The 15,234-nt window shown below is 53.7% G+C and carries 9 protein-coding genes; 6 read left to right on the forward strand and 3 right to left on the reverse strand.

Annotated elements, in window-relative coordinates; genetic code table 11:
• The first annotated feature begins 9 nt into the window (after positions 1-9).
• The 6 genes from ACTJJJ_RS01650 (at position 10) to ACTJJJ_RS01675 (ending at position 6,733) form a co-directional block, all read left to right on the forward strand.
• Positions 10-1,707 carry a GH39 family glycosyl hydrolase gene (locus tag ACTJJJ_RS01650; RefSeq protein WP_440701257.1) on the forward strand — a complete coding sequence of 566 codons (1,698 nt, stop codon included), beginning with the start codon at positions 10-12 and terminating at the stop codon, positions 1,705-1,707.
• 48 nt (positions 1,708-1,755) lie between these two features.
• On the forward strand, positions 1,756-2,925 hold the full coding sequence (locus ACTJJJ_RS01655; RefSeq protein WP_440701258.1) for an enolase C-terminal domain-like protein: 1,170 nt from the start codon (positions 1,756-1,758) through the stop codon (positions 2,923-2,925).
• 5 nt (positions 2,926-2,930) lie between these two features.
• Positions 2,931-3,722, forward strand: a complete 792-nt coding sequence (locus ACTJJJ_RS01660) for an SDR family NAD(P)-dependent oxidoreductase (RefSeq protein ID WP_440701259.1) — start codon at positions 2,931-2,933, stop codon at positions 3,720-3,722.
• Positions 3,723-3,757: 35 nt separating this feature from the next.
• Positions 3,758-4,762: an AraD1 family protein gene (gene araD1 / locus ACTJJJ_RS01665; protein WP_440701260.1), complete on the forward strand. Its 1,005-nt coding sequence runs from the start codon at positions 3,758-3,760 to the stop codon at positions 4,760-4,762.
• A 32-nt stretch (positions 4,763-4,794) separates the two neighbouring features.
• The gene (locus ACTJJJ_RS01670) at positions 4,795-6,093 is read left to right on the forward strand and encodes an MFS transporter (RefSeq protein WP_440701261.1); all 1,299 of its coding nucleotides are present in this window, start codon (positions 4,795-4,797) and stop codon (positions 6,091-6,093) included.
• A gap of 88 nt (positions 6,094-6,181) precedes the next feature.
• Entirely contained in the window at positions 6,182-6,733 is a 552-nt protein-coding gene (locus ACTJJJ_RS01675; protein ID WP_188931367.1) for a hypothetical protein, read from the forward strand.
• A gap of 17 nt (positions 6,734-6,750) precedes the next feature.
• Here ACTJJJ_RS01675 and ACTJJJ_RS01680 read toward each other — a convergent pair whose 3' ends face one another.
• The 3 genes from ACTJJJ_RS01680 to ACTJJJ_RS01690 are packed head-to-tail and all read right to left on the reverse strand — an operon-like array spanning position 6,751 to position 15,092.
• Complete coding sequence (locus ACTJJJ_RS01680; RefSeq protein ID WP_440701262.1) at positions 6,751-8,883, reverse strand: alpha-glucuronidase family glycosyl hydrolase; 2,133 nt, start codon at positions 8,881-8,883, stop codon at positions 6,751-6,753.
• A gap of 30 nt (positions 8,884-8,913) precedes the next feature.
• The gene (locus tag ACTJJJ_RS01685) at positions 8,914-10,875 is read right to left on the reverse strand and encodes a sialate O-acetylesterase (RefSeq protein ID WP_440701263.1); all 1,962 of its coding nucleotides are present in this window, start codon (positions 10,873-10,875) and stop codon (positions 8,914-8,916) included.
• Positions 10,876-10,910: 35 nt separating this feature from the next.
• Entirely contained in the window at positions 10,911-15,092 is a 4,182-nt protein-coding gene (locus ACTJJJ_RS01690; RefSeq protein WP_440701264.1) for a hybrid sensor histidine kinase/response regulator transcription factor, read from the reverse strand.
• Positions 15,093-15,234 lie beyond the last annotated feature (142 nt).

The raw sequence follows: 15,234 nt of genomic DNA on the forward strand, positions 1-15,234 counted from the left end.
CAGAGTCTCATGTTTTTCAAAAAAACCAAACTTGCCCTGTTCCACGCAGCCACCCTGGGCGCGGCATTGTCCACTCCTGTTTTCAGCCAGCAGCAACCCGTCACTATCGACGTCAACCTGGCGAAGGTAAAAGCCCCTATGCAGCCGATCTGGGCGTTTTTTGGCTACGATGAGCCCAATTACACCTACATGAAGGACGGGAAAAAGCTGCTCACGGAAATCTCCCAGTTCAGCAAAGTTCCCGTGTACGTACGGGCGCATAGCCTGCTCGTGACGGGCGACGGCGAGGCGGCGCTCAAATGGGGCTCCACCAATGCCTACACCGAAGATGCGCAGGGCAAACCGGTGTACGACTGGAAGATCGTCGACAAAATTTTCGATACCTATATCGAAAGAGGCATGAAACCCATTGCCCAGATCGGTTTTATGCCGCAGGCACTGTCCTCCAAACCGGAGCCCTACCGTCACCACTGGAAGCCGGGCGATAATTACAACGACATTTACCTCGGCTGGGCCTATCCTCCCAATGACTACAACAAATGGGCGGAGCTTGTGTTTCAATGGGTGAAGCACTCGGTAGCCCGCTATAGCAAGAAGGAGGTGGAAAGCTGGTACTGGGAGCTTTGGAATGAACCGAACATCAGCTATTGGAAGGGGACTGTCGATGAATACATTAAACTATACGACTACACGGCCGACGCGGTGAAGCGCGCATTGCCTACCGCTAAAATAGGCGGGCCCGAAGTGACGGGACCGTCGTGGGATAAGTCGCAGGTTTTTATGACAAAATTCCTCGACCACGTGACCGCCGGCAAAAACTACGTGACCGGCAAAACGGGCACGCCGATCGATTTCATTACCTACCATGCGAAAGGTGCACCGAAAATTGTAGACGGGCACGTGCAGATGAACATGGGCACGCAGCTGCGCGATTTGGACAAGGGTTTCGAGATCGTGGCTTCTTACCCGGCACTGAAAAAGCTGCCGATCATCATCGGTGAATCGGATCCGGAGGGCTGCGCGGCCTGCTCGGAGGATGTGAGCCCGCAGAATGCCTACCGCAATGGTACCATGTATTCGAGCTACACGGCGGCGTCGTTTGCACGTAAATACGAGCTGGCCGAGGCGCGTGGAGTGAATTTGCTGGGCGCGGTGAGCTGGTCGTTCGAATTTGAGGATCAGGCCTGGTTCCGCGGCTTCCGCGATTTGGCTACCAATGGCGTCGACAAGCCGGTACTAAACGTTTTCCGGATGTTTGGCATGATGGAAGGCAACCGCGTGGAAGTGAAGCAGGACCTGGCCTACGACTTCAAAAGGGTTAGGGACGAAAGCGTTCGCAAAGAGGCGGACATCAATGGTATTGCCTCAAAAAGCGCCAATTCGGCGGCGGTAATGGTGTGGAATTATCACGACGATAATGTGCCCGTGCCCGATGCGACTGTGAAAGTGTCTGTGAAGGGCTTGCCGCAGCAGAAAATGATGCTCTACCACTACCGCATCGACAAGGAAAACAGCAACTCCTACGAAGTGTGGAAAGCGATGGGCTCGCCGAAGCAACCGACGGCGGAGCAGATCAGGCAACTCGAAAAGGCCGGGCAACTAGAATTGCTGACTTCGCCGCAGTGGATCGAACCGAAAGATGGCAGTACGACCGTGGAAATGCAGCTCCCGCGCCAGGGCGTTTCATTCCTGCATTTCAAGTGGTAAGTGAGATCATTCCGATAGTAAAATGATTTTGTTTTAACATGCATTTCAATGAAAATCAAGAGAGTAACAGCGAAATTATATAAATGGACAGGCCCGGTGCTGACGACCAATACCGTGTTTGCGACGCCGCTCAGTCCCATTCATTCCCAAACCGATTCGCAGGCCGCCTTCCGGTTTTTCAGCTGGCTGGTGGTGGAAATAGAGACCGACGAGGGGCATCTTGGCTACGGTAACGCAGGGCTGAGCCCGGATGTGACCAAGGCTGTGATCGACAGCAAGCTGACGCCGATCCTGCTGGGCGAAAATCCTTTAAATACCGAATATCTTTTCGAGAAAATGTACCGCTCGACGGTCGCATTCGGCCGGAAAGGCACCGTAATCGCGGCCATCAGCGCCATCGACATTGCCCTTTGGGATATCAAAGGCAAAGTAATGAACCAGCCCGTGTTCATGCTCATGGGCGGGCGCACGACGCCGGATATCGAAACCTATTACAGCCGCCTCTACACCCGCGACCTCGACAGCCTCCAGGCCGAGGCCGTACATTACAAGGAGCAGGGCTTTTCGGGCATGAAACTGCGCTGCGGCTACCCGCTCACCGAAGGCGTGGCGGGAATGCGGAAGAACGTGGAGATGGTGAAAGTGGTGCGCGAAGCCGTGGGCGACGACATCAATGTGATGCTGGAAGGTTATATGGGCTTCAACCTGGCCTATGCGAAGCAATTCCTGAAAGCGCTGGAACCGTATAACCTTCGCTGGGCCGAAGAGCTGCTTTTGCCCGACGAGATCCACAATTTTGCCAAACTCCGCAACTATACCGACATTCCGCTTTCGGGTGGGGAGCACGAATACACCCGCTACGGCTTCCACGACCTGCTGCAAACCGGTGCGCTGGACATTTTTCAGTTCGATACCAACCGGGTGGGAGGATTTACCGAGGCGCAGAAGATCTGTAATATGGCCCTCGCACATGGCATTGAAGTAATCCCACACGGGGGGCAAATGCATAATCTGCATGTGGTAATGAGCTCCTTCGCGAGCCCGATGGCCGAGTATTTCCCGCAAACGGAGATCGAAGTAGGCAACGAAATGTTCTGGTACATTTTCGACGGCGAGGCGATCGCCGAAAACGGAAGGGTACAGCTCAGCGATACATTGCCGGGTGTGGGTCTCACACTCAAAACAGAAGGTCTCGAACATTTCATTATTTCCGAATAAGCACCATGGAAACGCTAAGCATGCAACAAAGCATTCTCGACCAGTTTAAACTGCACGGGCAAACCGCGCTCGTTGTGGGCGGTAACCGCGGGCTGGGGCTGGCCATGGCCAAAGCCCTCGCCGAAGCCGGTGCCAATATCGTGATCGCGGCGCGAGACGAGGCGGTGAACAGGGAGTCGGAGCAGCTGCTCAAAGAAACGTACGACATCAACTGCATCAGCGTGGGCTGCGACGTTACTTCCGAGCAGCATATCAAAGCGGCCGTCAGAACGGCGGTTGATACTTTTGGAAAAATCGATATTCTGGTAAATTCTGCCGGTATCAATATCCGCGGGCCTATCGAGGCACTTTCGCTGGATGATTTCAATAAAGTACAGAGTGTGAATGTGACCGGCACCTGGCTCGCCTGCCGGGAAGTTGTGCCGGTCATGAAGGAAAACGGTTACGGCCGGATCATCAACATCGGCTCCATGCTTGCGCTCACGGCCATTCCCGAGCGCACGCCTTACGCGACGAGCAAAGGCGCCATTTTGCAGCTCACCCGATCGCTGGCCATGGAATTAGCGCTCGACGGCATTACCGTGAACGCCATTCTGCCCGGCCCGTTCGCCACCGACCTCAACCTGCCTCTCATTAACGATCCCGAAAAATATAAAGCATTCATTTCCAAGATCCCAATGGGCCGCTGGGGCGAATTACACGAGATTGGCGGCATTGCATTGTACCTGGCCAGCAAGGCTTCGAGCTATTCCACCGGCGGCTGCTTTTCGATCGACGGCGGGTGGGTGACGCAGTAATATGTATGATTTTTTAAATGATATTAATGCAAAACATGACAAGAATCGTGCAGATCTCGCACCCGCAGCACGGGCGCGCCCTGGCCACGGTGGAAGAACCTTCGTTGGTGCTTTTAAATGGCGCCAAATCGGTTTACGAAGCCGCAATGGAGGCCATCGATACTAAAAAGACGCTCGTGGAGTTGCTGCTGGCCGCGCGCTCGGAAACGAAACTGCATTACGACGACGTGTATGCGGGAACCAGTGAATGGAAGCTGCTCCCGGCATTCGATTGCCCGGGCGACCCGTTCCGCTGCCTGGTAGCCGGAACCGGCCTTACACACAAAAACAGCGCCCTCAACCGCCAGGCGATGCACGCCGCGACCGAGGGTACCAAGCCCACCGACAGCATCATCATGTACGAATGGGGCGTGGAAAACGGCTTTCCGGACCCCGGTGAGATCGGCGTTCAGCCGGAGTGGTTTTACAAAGGCAACGGCTCAGTACTGAGGGCACACGGCGAAACGCTCGAAGTGCCCGACTTTGGCGACGATGGGGGCGAAGAGCCGGAAATTGCCGGCATTTACATCGTCGACCGGGAAGGCACGCCGCACCGGATCGGCTTCGCGACCGGGAACGAGTTTTCTGATCACGTGATGGAGAAAAAGAACTACCTCTACCTGGCACCCTCCAAGCTGAGGCAATGTGCAATCGGCCCGGAGCTCGTAGTAGGAGGTGATTTTGGGTATATTAAAGGTCATGTACAGGTGTCGGCCAACGAGCAGGTAAAATGGAGTGCCGATATCCAAACCGGCGAGCAAAATATGGCCCACAGTCTTGAAAACCTCGAATACCACCATTTCAAATACCCTGGCCACAGGCTTCCTTTACAGGCCCACGTGCATTTCTTCGGTGCCGACGCGTTCAGTTTCGGAAGCAAGCTGCTGCTCGAAAACAACGACCTCATGACCGTGCATTGGGAAGGGCGGGGGAGGCCGCTTCAAAACAGACTGTCGGTTTCGTCCGATACACCGCGACTTAGCCCGCTATTCCAGCTCTGACGTTCCGTTTACATTCTAAAACCTGCATTTGAATGGTAGAAAATCAAATACCCGTGTCCCCGGCGATCAAAATGTCGGGGATGCGATGGGTCATGGTCGGAATGGCCTTCCTGGCGACGGTCCTGAACTACGTGCACAGACTGTCGTTCAACTACCTGAGCGCGGAGGGGGAGCTGCGCAAACTCATCCCGGACGATGCATTCGGCTACATCGGTACCGCATTTTTCGCGGCCTACATGATCTCGAATGCATTCTCCGGCTTTGTAATCGACCGCCTTGGTACTAGGGTAGGGTATTCCCTTTGCATGGCATTCTGGACAACGGCCGGGCTCGTCCACGCGTTTGCTTCGACACCCTTTCAGTTTGGCGTTTGCAGGTTTATGCTCGGGATCGGCGAGGCGGGAAACTGGCCCGCCGCCATCCGGCTCACCACCGAATGGTTCCCGCCGCACGAAAGGTCCACGGCCTCGGGGATCTTCAACAGCGGCTCTGCATTGGGTGCAGTGATTGTCCCGCCATTGGTGGCATTACTGGGCGTAAACTACGGCTGGCAGGCGACATTCGTTATTCTGGCGGTCTGCGGGTATTTGTGGCTGGTAGCGTTTTGGTTTATTTATTACACTCCCAAAGAAAATAAAGAGGAAAAGAAGGAGGCCTTTCGAGTACCGGTAAAGGCGCTCCTGAAAACGCGGTTCGTACGGATGTTTACCTTATCCAAAACCTTCATGGACCCTGTCTGGTACTTCGTAACGTTCTGGATCGGCCGCTACCTGGTGGATGTGCATCACCTCGAAATGAAGCAAATCGGCTGGCTGGCCATGATTCCCTTCGTCATCGCCGACGTCGGTAACATTGCGGGCGGCTATTTCACCCAATACATTATCAAAAGAGGCATGCCTATCCCGCGCGCAAGGAAAGTGGCGGTCACCATCGCGAGTCTCATTATGATATTGCCGCTGCTTGCCGGGCCATTCGTGATTTCGACGCCTATTTCGGCACTGATTGTCTTCGGACTGGCGGGTTTCGGCTACACGGCCTACACGGCCAACACGCTTACATTTCCGGCTGATGTGGTGCCAAAGAACTCGGCTGCCTCGGTATGGGGCATGGCTTGCGTCGGTACCGGACTTGGTGGCGCCGTTTTTCAGTCCGTATCGGGGATTATCCTTAAAAACAATGCTGCGGAAATGGGCTACCATTACGCTTACAACATCCTTTTCCTGGGTTTCGGGCTGGTGGCGCTCGTCGGGCTGCTGATCATGCTCTTCCTCATAGGCCCGCTCGTGCCCGACAAGAGCCTGTTAAGGTATGGTGAAGGTGTTCGTCCCTGAATGCAAGTTGGAAGTAGTAGTTAACGCCAGTATGATTTGACCATCGAATACTTTTGTCACCAATATTGACATTTAAATAAACATCAGTATGAGGCTGGCAATCATTATTGTATCGATAGCATTCATCGGCCGTGCGCCCGTCTTTGCACAGGCGGTCGATAACGCCGAAATTCTCAGGATGTATAATGAAGACCAGTCGGCCAGAAAAGCCCAGAACATCAACTGGACCCAACTGAACAAGGATGACGCACAGAGGCGTACCCGCGTGAATGAGCTTCTCGATTCGAACAAGGTGCGAACAGGAAAGGACTATTATCACAGTGCAATGATCTTTCAGCACGGCATAGATACCCTCGCTTCCAGTAAGGCCATAACGTTAATGAAAAAGGCTATCGAACTGGATAGCAATACCAATAAATGGCTGCTCGCTGCGGCTATCGACAGGCACCTGATGCGGAAAGGCCAGCCGCAGATTTACGGGACCCAATATGTAAAAATGGGTCCCAACGCAAAATTTGAACGGTACCGCATCGACTCGACCAAAGTCAGCGACGAGGAGCGTAAAGCCCACAATGTCGAAACCCTGGCCGAACAGCGGATAAAAGAGCGGCAAATGAACGAGTCCCGTCCGGGAAACTGAACGTTCCTGGTCAAACATCACCTCATCAAATACACATCAACACGCTTCTTAACTTCTTCCAATGTCTTTTCCGGTTTAGGATAAATGGCGGGAATGGGCTTTTTAGAGAATGTCTGCAAATACAATACCCACGCATCCCGCCACCAGATCGCCTCATTATATTGTTTCGCGAGCCTGCCGGTAACGTCGGAGTGGATCGCCGAGTCAATGGAGGACGCAACGCCGGCCCATTGTTTTTGCATCCACAATACTGAGTCGGCGCCAGTGTAGAACCGGTGGCAAAGTTCATCCCAGAGGTTTCGGCCGGAGCTGAGTTTTTGCGACCAGGGAATGTGATGGAACCAAAGCAAATAGGGAAGCGGGCAAGTTTCCGCATTGAGCCAGGTGCGGCCTACTTCGGGCCGGTATTGCAGTAATGCATTGCTGCCGGTGGCGGTGCGGTCGAATCCCAATCCCAACGAGTCGGCGCGGTGGTAGTAAATGGCCGTCCAGTCGGGGCGCGAGCTGCGGTTTTGCCACGGTTCGGGCGCGTAATGGCTGCCCGTCCACGGGCGCGAGAGACCGAGCGGCGTATTGTAATCCACATAAATATCCCTCGACCGCAGCATGATGTCGCTGATCGCCGAGACGTGCCTTGGCTCGGTGGTTAATGTGAGCTGTGTCCATTCGCGCGCGATGGCTTCCGGGCTCAGGGTGTGATCCCAGGCCAGCCGCCCGAATGCGTACCAGTTGGCCTGGGCCATGGGATTGCCGGTCCAGTTACGGTCGGAGCCGGTATTGGCCACGCCAGCCATGCAGGTTAATCGGTAATTGTGCAGCGAACCGTCCACAATCGTGGCGACGGTGGAGCCTTTGCCTTTAACATAAGTATCGGCGTCGAGGCATTCCTTGAAAATCGGGGCCTCGTAAACCCAATGCGTCGCGAAGCCAAGGTATTCCTGGGTGAGCTGGAACTCCATGCCCAACGGCGTGCGGGGCATATTGCCGAACAGCGGTGAAAATGGCTCGCGCGGCTGGAAATCGATCGGGCCGTTTTTGACCTGGACAATCACATTTTTCGCAAACTTTCCGTCGAGCGTCGCGAATTCGTCGTAGGCTGCTTTGAAACGATCTGCATTTGGATCGGCCTTGTAAACGAAAGCCCGCCAGATCACCACGCCATTGAATGGTGCCAGTGCTTCGGCCAGCATATTGGCGCCGTCGGCATGGGTGCGTCCGTAATCCTGCGGGCCGGGTTCGCCCTCGGAATTGGCTTTTACCAAAAACCCTCCGAAATCGGGGATAATGCTGTAAATTTCCTTCGTCTTTTCAATCCACCATTTCCGCACTTCCGGATCGAGCGGGTCGGAAGTCTTCAACCCGCCGAGCGTTTTTGGGGCGGCAAAATGAATAGACAGATAGGTTTTAATCCCAAACTTCCTGAAAACGCCGGCCAATGCAGCCACTTTGTGCACGTATTCAGCCGTAAGAAACCGGGCACTCGCATTCACATTGTTCACCACGGTACCATTAATCCCGATCGACGCATTGGCTCTCGCATAATCAGTGTACCGCGGATCGACGGTCTCGGGCAGCTCGTACCATTTCCATAACGACGACCCCGCGTACCCGCGCTCGATGGGTCCTTCGGGGTTATCCCAATGGTTCAGCATCCGCAGCTGGATCTTCGGACTGCTCTGAACTACCACTTTTTCGACGGGTAAATGCTGCCGCAAATGCCGGAGCAGGGCAAAACTGCCATAAAGTACGCCAGCGTCTTTCGAAGCGGTAATCACGGTATTTCCTGACTGCATTTGAATCGAATACCCGTCACCGGATGCTCCGTTGGCCGAAATGGTCAGGATAATGCCGCTTTGGTTAATGACCGGTGTCTTCACGATCGGAATTGGCTTGCCGAGCATCGCGGTAAGGCCGGTTTGAAGTTCTTTGACAGCATTGTTCAGAATGTCGCTGTTGCCGGATAAGGCTATGAAATTGAATGACTTGCTATAAGTAGCGCTTATAGTGGTATTTTGAATGCGGTCATATTTGAGCCAGAGCCGGTAGCCGTCGTCAGCCGAGGCATTGTTTGAGATAGCTACAAAAAGGAGGAGCAGCAGGGCCAGGTTTTGAATCTTACTGTGAAAAAGGGTTTTTGTAAATACCATCATAAATAAGGTTGGTTCCGGTTGAAGCGTGATTTAATGTGTTGAATGGCTTTGAATAGCCTCTGCCCCCTGGCCGTCCGTCCGAAAAGGTGAGGCTGGCAGCCCGGCTGAATTATAAAAATTGACGCCTTCCGGGTTATCCTGCCAGGCATAGCGAACGTATTTAGGCGATGTAACCTGCCCGCTGCGCAATGCGACCCGGTCTTTTCCGAGTATTTCAGCCTCCGCCCAATAGAATTTCCGGTCGTCACCTGCGACGGCAAACCAGCGTAATGTTTCACTGTCGGACGAAAAAATGCCATCGCCCACATGGTCGAATGTTAATATAATCTTTTCGTTTTCAGTGCTGTACGATTTCAGCACCGGGCCGGAGTAAATCACGTCTTTCTCTCCGTATGCGAGGTTTCGGGCGGCGAGCGCCAGCCGTTTACCAATATCTTTTTTATTAAGCGGGTGAATATCGTTCCATTCGCCCAGGTCGATCGTGACGGCCACGGCGGTATTAGGCAGCGTGAGGGCCTTATTCTGCGCCTCCCGCAGCAACGCAATGTTGCTTTCCGCCGGAGTGTAATCGATGTCCTGGAAATTGGGCAGCTGCGCAACCAGGAAAGGCAGATGGTCGTCGTGCCAATGCGCCCGCCAGTCCTTGATCAGCGCTGGGAGCAATGCGTTGTATGGCTCCGGGTTTCCGGTGTTGGACTCGCCCTGGTACCATAAAAATCCCTTGATTTTCAGTGGTAAAACCGGCGCAATCATCGCATTGTACAACGCCGTCGGCTGGTTCTGGTGCACGAGGCGCGGGGTAGGGCGGCCTGGCAAGGCTGGGAACACAGCGCCGACTTTGTACTGCCAGGTGCCCTTCAAATCGATCGTGTCGCTCCCGGTGGTCATGAAATAGGGCTTATCGGGCACAAATCCGCCCTTATCCGACGAATTGGTAACCCTTACGACAAAGGTATTCCGCCCCGCTTTGAGCAAACCGCTCGGGATTTCGTACCGCCGGGGCGGGTATTGGTAGGTGATATTGCCGATTTTCTTGCCATTGACATACATTTCGTCGGCATCCACAATGCGCCCCATGTACAGTTTGACAGGCTTCCCTGCCCAGTTTTGGGGCACTTCAATTGTTTTTCGAAACCACACCACACCATCGAGCTCCTTCAATCCCTGATCTTCCCAATAACCGGGAATATTGAAATTCCTCCAACCTTTGGGCTGGTATGCATCGCTTTCCCAGTGCTCCGCCCGCCCCGCGTCCGCCACTGTGCGCTCTTGCGGGACCGCGGTCACGATGCGGGCAAATGCATTGACATAGCTCGTATCCTTGTTCTGTGCGATGGTTTGCCTGATATTTTCAAAATCCTTAAAACCACCCTCACCGATCCACGCCTCAATGGGCGTTCCTCCCACGGAGCTATTAATAATACCGATCGGCACCTTGTGTTTTTCGTAAATTTCCCGAGCAAAAAAGTAGGCGACGGCCCCAAATATCAGCACGTTTTCCGGACTGGCGGTTTTCCATTCGCCTTTTGGGAAGTCTTCCGCGGGCCCGCTCAGGCTCGTGAGCGTGGGGACGAAGAAATTACGGATTTCGGGGTAGCTGGCCGACGTAATGTCTGCCGGAAACCGCTCCTTCACACGCTCCATGTTGATCACCATATTGCTTTGCCCGCTGCAAAGCCACACGTCGCCGAATGCAATGTCGGTAATGCGGATTTCACTCCTGCCCTTCAAAACCATCGAATAACCGGTACCCGCGGAATGTGCGGGAAGCGCTATTTCCCACTTTCCGGCTACGGTGGCCGTCGTTTTAAAGGTTTTGCGATCAAATTGAAGCATAATCTTTTCTTTCGGCGAGGCCCAGCCCCATATTTTCAGCGGCTGGTCACGCTGCAAAACCATATGGTCTGAAATCAGTTTCGGCAAGCGTATCTGCGCGTGCAGCGGTATGGCCGCGCAGAAGAGGAACAAGGTCAGGAGTTTTGAAATCTTCATCCGGAACAATCCGATTTTATTTAAAATAATGTAATTCAATGTGATGCGTGTAAAAATGGCTTGCGCTTCATTGCCATGTATTCGGAAGGGAGCATGTTGAATTTGGCCTTGAACGACTTGGTGAAATAGTTGGGCGTGGCAAAACCGGCCGTGTAGGAGATCTGCGAAACATTCATATCGCTTTTTTCGAGCAATAGCGCAGCTTTTTCCAATTTGATCGACCGGATAAACTCGATGGGTGTTTGTCCGCTGATTTCCAGTACTTTGGTATAAAGCGTCCCCCGGCTCATGCCCACATGCCGGGCGAGGTTTTCTACACTGAGCTGTGGTGAATTCAGGTTGTCGTCGATATACGAAAGCATGTCGCGGAGCAGTTTTACATCCCCGGATTCGATTGCCACATCACGGCCCGACATTTGTATCTGCCTCGAATACACATCTTTAAGTAGCCGGTTGAGCAGCAGCAGGTTATTGATCTTCACATTCAGTATTTCAAAATTAAAAGGCTTGGTCAGGTAATCGTTTGCCCCGGAGCTGAGCCCTTTCAATTGCTGTTCTTCGCCGCTCGACGCCGTTAGGAGAATGATCGGGATGTGGCTGGTCCGTTTATCGGATTTGATTTTTTCGCTCATGGCCAGCCCATCCATTTCCGGCATCGCGATGTCGCTGACGATCAGCTCGGGGTGGTAGCTCAATGCTTTTTGCCAGCCTTCCCGGCCATCAGCCGCTTCCAGCACACGGTAATGCGTTTCCAGGTTCTCTTTGAGATAATGCCTGAACTCCACATTATCCTCCACGATCAGGATTCGGGGCAAGTCGTTGCCCGGCAAGTCGTTGCCCGGCAAATCGTTGCGCGGCAAACCGTTGCGCGGCATTTCATCGGGGGCTGGCGGTATTTTACCGGCCGGTTCGGCGACTTTTTCAGGTAGAACAATGTCCGCGAAAGGAGCCGCGGCTGCATCCGCCGGCGTAATTTCGACGGGGTTGAACACCAATGTTTCACAAGGCAGCCCGACAGTAAAAATGCTGCCCTTACCCGCATTGTTGCCGACGGTGATGAACCCGCCATGCATTTGCACAAACTCCCTGACAATGGAAAGACCGATCCCGCTGCCCTGATTGAGTACCGAAGCGTCGGCCTCGTCCTGGAAGAACCGGTCGAATATTTTTTCGTGATTTTCGGTCGAAATACCGATGCCGGTGTCGGATACCTTGATATACAGCCAGTTTTGCTGCGAATCGTCGGTGCTGCATTTCAATTGCAATGCCACCTCGCCGCCCTCGGGTGTAAATTTGAATGCATTCGAAAGCAAGTTAAATAGTACGCGCTCCATTTTGCCGGCGTCGAAATCGATCAGTAAATGTTCCACAGCACTGTCGAAAGTGAAACGGATCCTTTTCCGCTGCGAAAGGTCGCTGAACGAATCGCAGGCGTCGCGGATGAACGGCACGATGTCGGCGCGTCGCAAATCGGCTTTCAGTTCCTGTTCCTGCAAGTTTTTGAAATCCAGCAGCTGGTCAACCAGATTGAGCAGTCGTTTGGCGTTGCGTCGGATGGCCGCAATTTGCGGCTGATGCCGTTGCTCCTGGCCGAGCAGGTTGTCGACGGGTGCGAGGATGAGCGAAATAGGCGTGCGGAATTCATGACTGAGGTTAGTCAGAAACTTAATTTTGAGCCTGTCCAGCTCTTGGGCGCGTTCGGTTTCCCGGCGGGCCTGCTCTTCCCTGAATTTCCGGTGCAGCCTGCGGATACCGCGCCGCCGCATGAGGAACACCGCCGCAACGGGCGCCAGCACATAGAAAATGTAGGCATAAATGGTAAGGTAGAACGGCGGCTTCACAATCACGGCGACAGTCGCCGGTGGAGAGCTCCAATCACTGTCGTCGCTGCTGGCCTGTACTTCGAAGCGGTAATCGCCGGGACTGAGGTTGGTATAACTGGCGGTAGTTGCCTTGCCCGCCTGCTGCCACTCGTTTTGCAGTCCCACAAGCCGGTACCGGTAGGCGGTCTGTTCGGGGTTGGTGTAGTTGAGTGCCCCGTAAGCGATGGAAAAATTCTGTTTGTAATCGAGCCGGATCGACTGCGCGACGGAAATATCGGCATCGATCATACCCGAATCTGCGGAGGTAATGGTGCGGTTTCCTACTTTCAGGTCCCTTAAGATCACCGGAGTTTGGCCCTGGTTCCTTTTCAGGCCATGGGTATCGATGTAGTTGAAACCCGCAATGCCGCCGAAAAAGAGCAGGTTATCGGACGTGCGCAGGCCTGCCCCTAATGCGAAAGTGTTGTTTTGCAGGCCATTATGCGTGGTATAGTTGGTAAATTTCTTCTTATGTATATCAAAAAAACTGATCCCTTCATTGGTACTCACCCAGATACGCCCCTGCGCGTCCTCCAACACCTTGTTGATCATGCCGCTCGAAAGCCCCTCATTGACGCCGAATGTGATGAATTTTCGTGTTTTCGGATTAAATAAAGCGAGACCTTCGCCGCCGGTACCGGCCCAGATGTTTCCTCGGCTGTCTTCCAGGAGCGAGAGTACATTGTTGCTGGGCAATGCGGCTTTGTCGCGATCGAGCAGTAAGGAAGTGCGCCTATCGGGGTCAAAAACAGCGATGCCGGTACCGTGCGACGCGATCCACATTTTGCCGTGCCGATCTTCCAGAATATCGCGGATGTAGGCATTCAGCGGGATAATACGATTTGGCAGGGAAATATTCTGGTCAAAAAGCCGTTCAAACTGCTCCGTTTCGGGGTGGAATATATTCACTCCTCCGCCATTGGTACCGATCCACAGCCTTCCTTTTTTGTCTTTGGTAAGGGCAAAAATGTTGTTGTTGCCCAGCGAACCGGCTTCCGTGCCCTGCGTGAACTGCTCGTACCGGCCGGTAGCGGGGTTGAGCCGGAAAAGTCCGTCCTGAAATGTGCCGATCCAGAGCGCATCGGGCGCGGTCAGTTTCAGCGACAGCACGGCAAGCCCCGATGAAGCGGCCTTGTTCCTCGGATGAATGGCGTATTTGCGGAAAAGGTTGGTTTTGCGGTCGTACAGGTTCACCCCGCCGTCGTCGGTGCCAACGAAAATGCGGCCATCGGAATGCTCGGCGAAGGAAGTCACAAACGGAGCACTGAGGCCGTACGGGTCGTAAGGATCACAACGTTTCAAGCCGAAAAGCATGAGGTTGCGATCGTATTTGTTGACACCGCCTTTGTAGGTGCCCAGCCAGGTAATGCCCGCAGGATCGGTGAGAATGCTGCGTATAGACTTGTTCGTTATGCTGAACGGCGTGCGCGGGTCGGGTGAGCGGTGCGTAATGCCGCCCGTGCGGGTATCAATGATGTTCAATCCGCCGTCGGTGCCGACCCAGACTTCCTCCCGGCTTTGCGCGGCAACCGAGAAGATCATATTGTTGCTGATCGAATGGCTGTTTCCCGGTTGATAGCTGAAACGCCGGATTTGTTTCCCTTCCGCAGAAAGGACAAACAGGCCATTCTGCGTGCCGACCCACATGCTGCCGGTACTGTCCTCTTCAATGGACGTTACAAATTCTGCCCCCGCCTGATAGCTTTCGGCAGCGCGGTAGTCTATGGAGAGGAAGCGATTATGTTTGTTCAAATACCTGAAAAGCCCATTGCCAGTACCGACCCACATTTGCTGTTGACGGTCGCGGAATATCCGGTGTACGTGCTTCCCCGCTACCTGCGCCGGAGTACCGGGAACAGCTGCGAAAGTTTTGATCTCAAATGTAAGAGGATCGACGATAATCAGGCCCTGCGTAGTTCCTATCCATATTTTGCCCTGTCCATCCTCGCATATCGAATTGATACTGTGATAGGTTTTGATCCGGACGAACGAATCTTTCCGGCGGTCGTACAGATGCAGGGAGCCCATGATCGTCCCGACCCATATGCGGCCCGCTTGATCTTCGTAGAGCGCCGAAATGTCGTTCGATTTAAGGGAGTTCGGATCTGTTTTCCGGTGCCTGTAAACGGTGAAACCTGTCCCGTCGAATTTGTTAAGGCCGTCGTCGGTAGCGAACCAGAGCAACCCGTAACGGTCTTTCAGGATTGCGGTGACCGTGTTGGAAGAAAGCCCGTCCATGGAAGTAATGGCTGTAAAACGAGGCTGTTCGTTTTGGCCCATGGCCGTCCTGCCGGTGCCGATGAACAGCAGCAGGAAGCAAATCGGCAGGAGCAGGAAAGGCCTGGTCTGTTTCAATTTCAATGCTTTAAATAGAGGTCAGTGATAAAGACGAAAGAAAGGTGCTTTTCTCCTCGTCAGGAATGGGTTAAATGCAACTTTGTCCCTGAATCGGCCACTTCTCGCCCTGTTTTGAACATTTGTTCCCATAGTTTGAACA

It is taken from the genome of Dyadobacter sp. 22481 (assembly GCF_052044875.1).
Taxonomy (GTDB): Bacteria; Bacteroidota; Bacteroidia; order Cytophagales; family Spirosomataceae; genus Dyadobacter; species Dyadobacter endophyticus.

Excerpts from the sequence above, each read along its gene's own strand:
- ACTJJJ_RS01650 (WP_440701257.1), top strand. The coding sequence starts at position 10 with ATGTTTTTCAAAAAAACCAAACTTGCCCTGTTCCACGCAGCCACCCTG.
- ACTJJJ_RS01655 (WP_440701258.1), top strand. The coding sequence starts at position 1,756 with ATGAAAATCAAGAGAGTAACAGCGAAATTATATAAATGGACAGGCCCG.
- ACTJJJ_RS01660 (WP_440701259.1), top strand. The coding sequence starts at position 2,931 with ATGGAAACGCTAAGCATGCAACAAAGCATTCTCGACCAGTTTAAACTG.
- araD1 (WP_440701260.1), top strand. The coding sequence starts at position 3,758 with ATGACAAGAATCGTGCAGATCTCGCACCCGCAGCACGGGCGCGCCCTG.
- ACTJJJ_RS01670 (WP_440701261.1), top strand. The coding sequence starts at position 4,795 with ATGGTAGAAAATCAAATACCCGTGTCCCCGGCGATCAAAATGTCGGGG.
- ACTJJJ_RS01675 (WP_188931367.1), top strand. The coding sequence starts at position 6,182 with ATGAGGCTGGCAATCATTATTGTATCGATAGCATTCATCGGCCGTGCG.
- ACTJJJ_RS01680 (WP_440701262.1), bottom strand. The coding sequence starts at position 8,883 with ATGATGGTATTTACAAAAACCCTTTTTCACAGTAAGATTCAAAACCTG.
- ACTJJJ_RS01685 (WP_440701263.1), bottom strand. The coding sequence starts at position 10,875 with ATGAAGATTTCAAAACTCCTGACCTTGTTCCTCTTCTGCGCGGCCATA.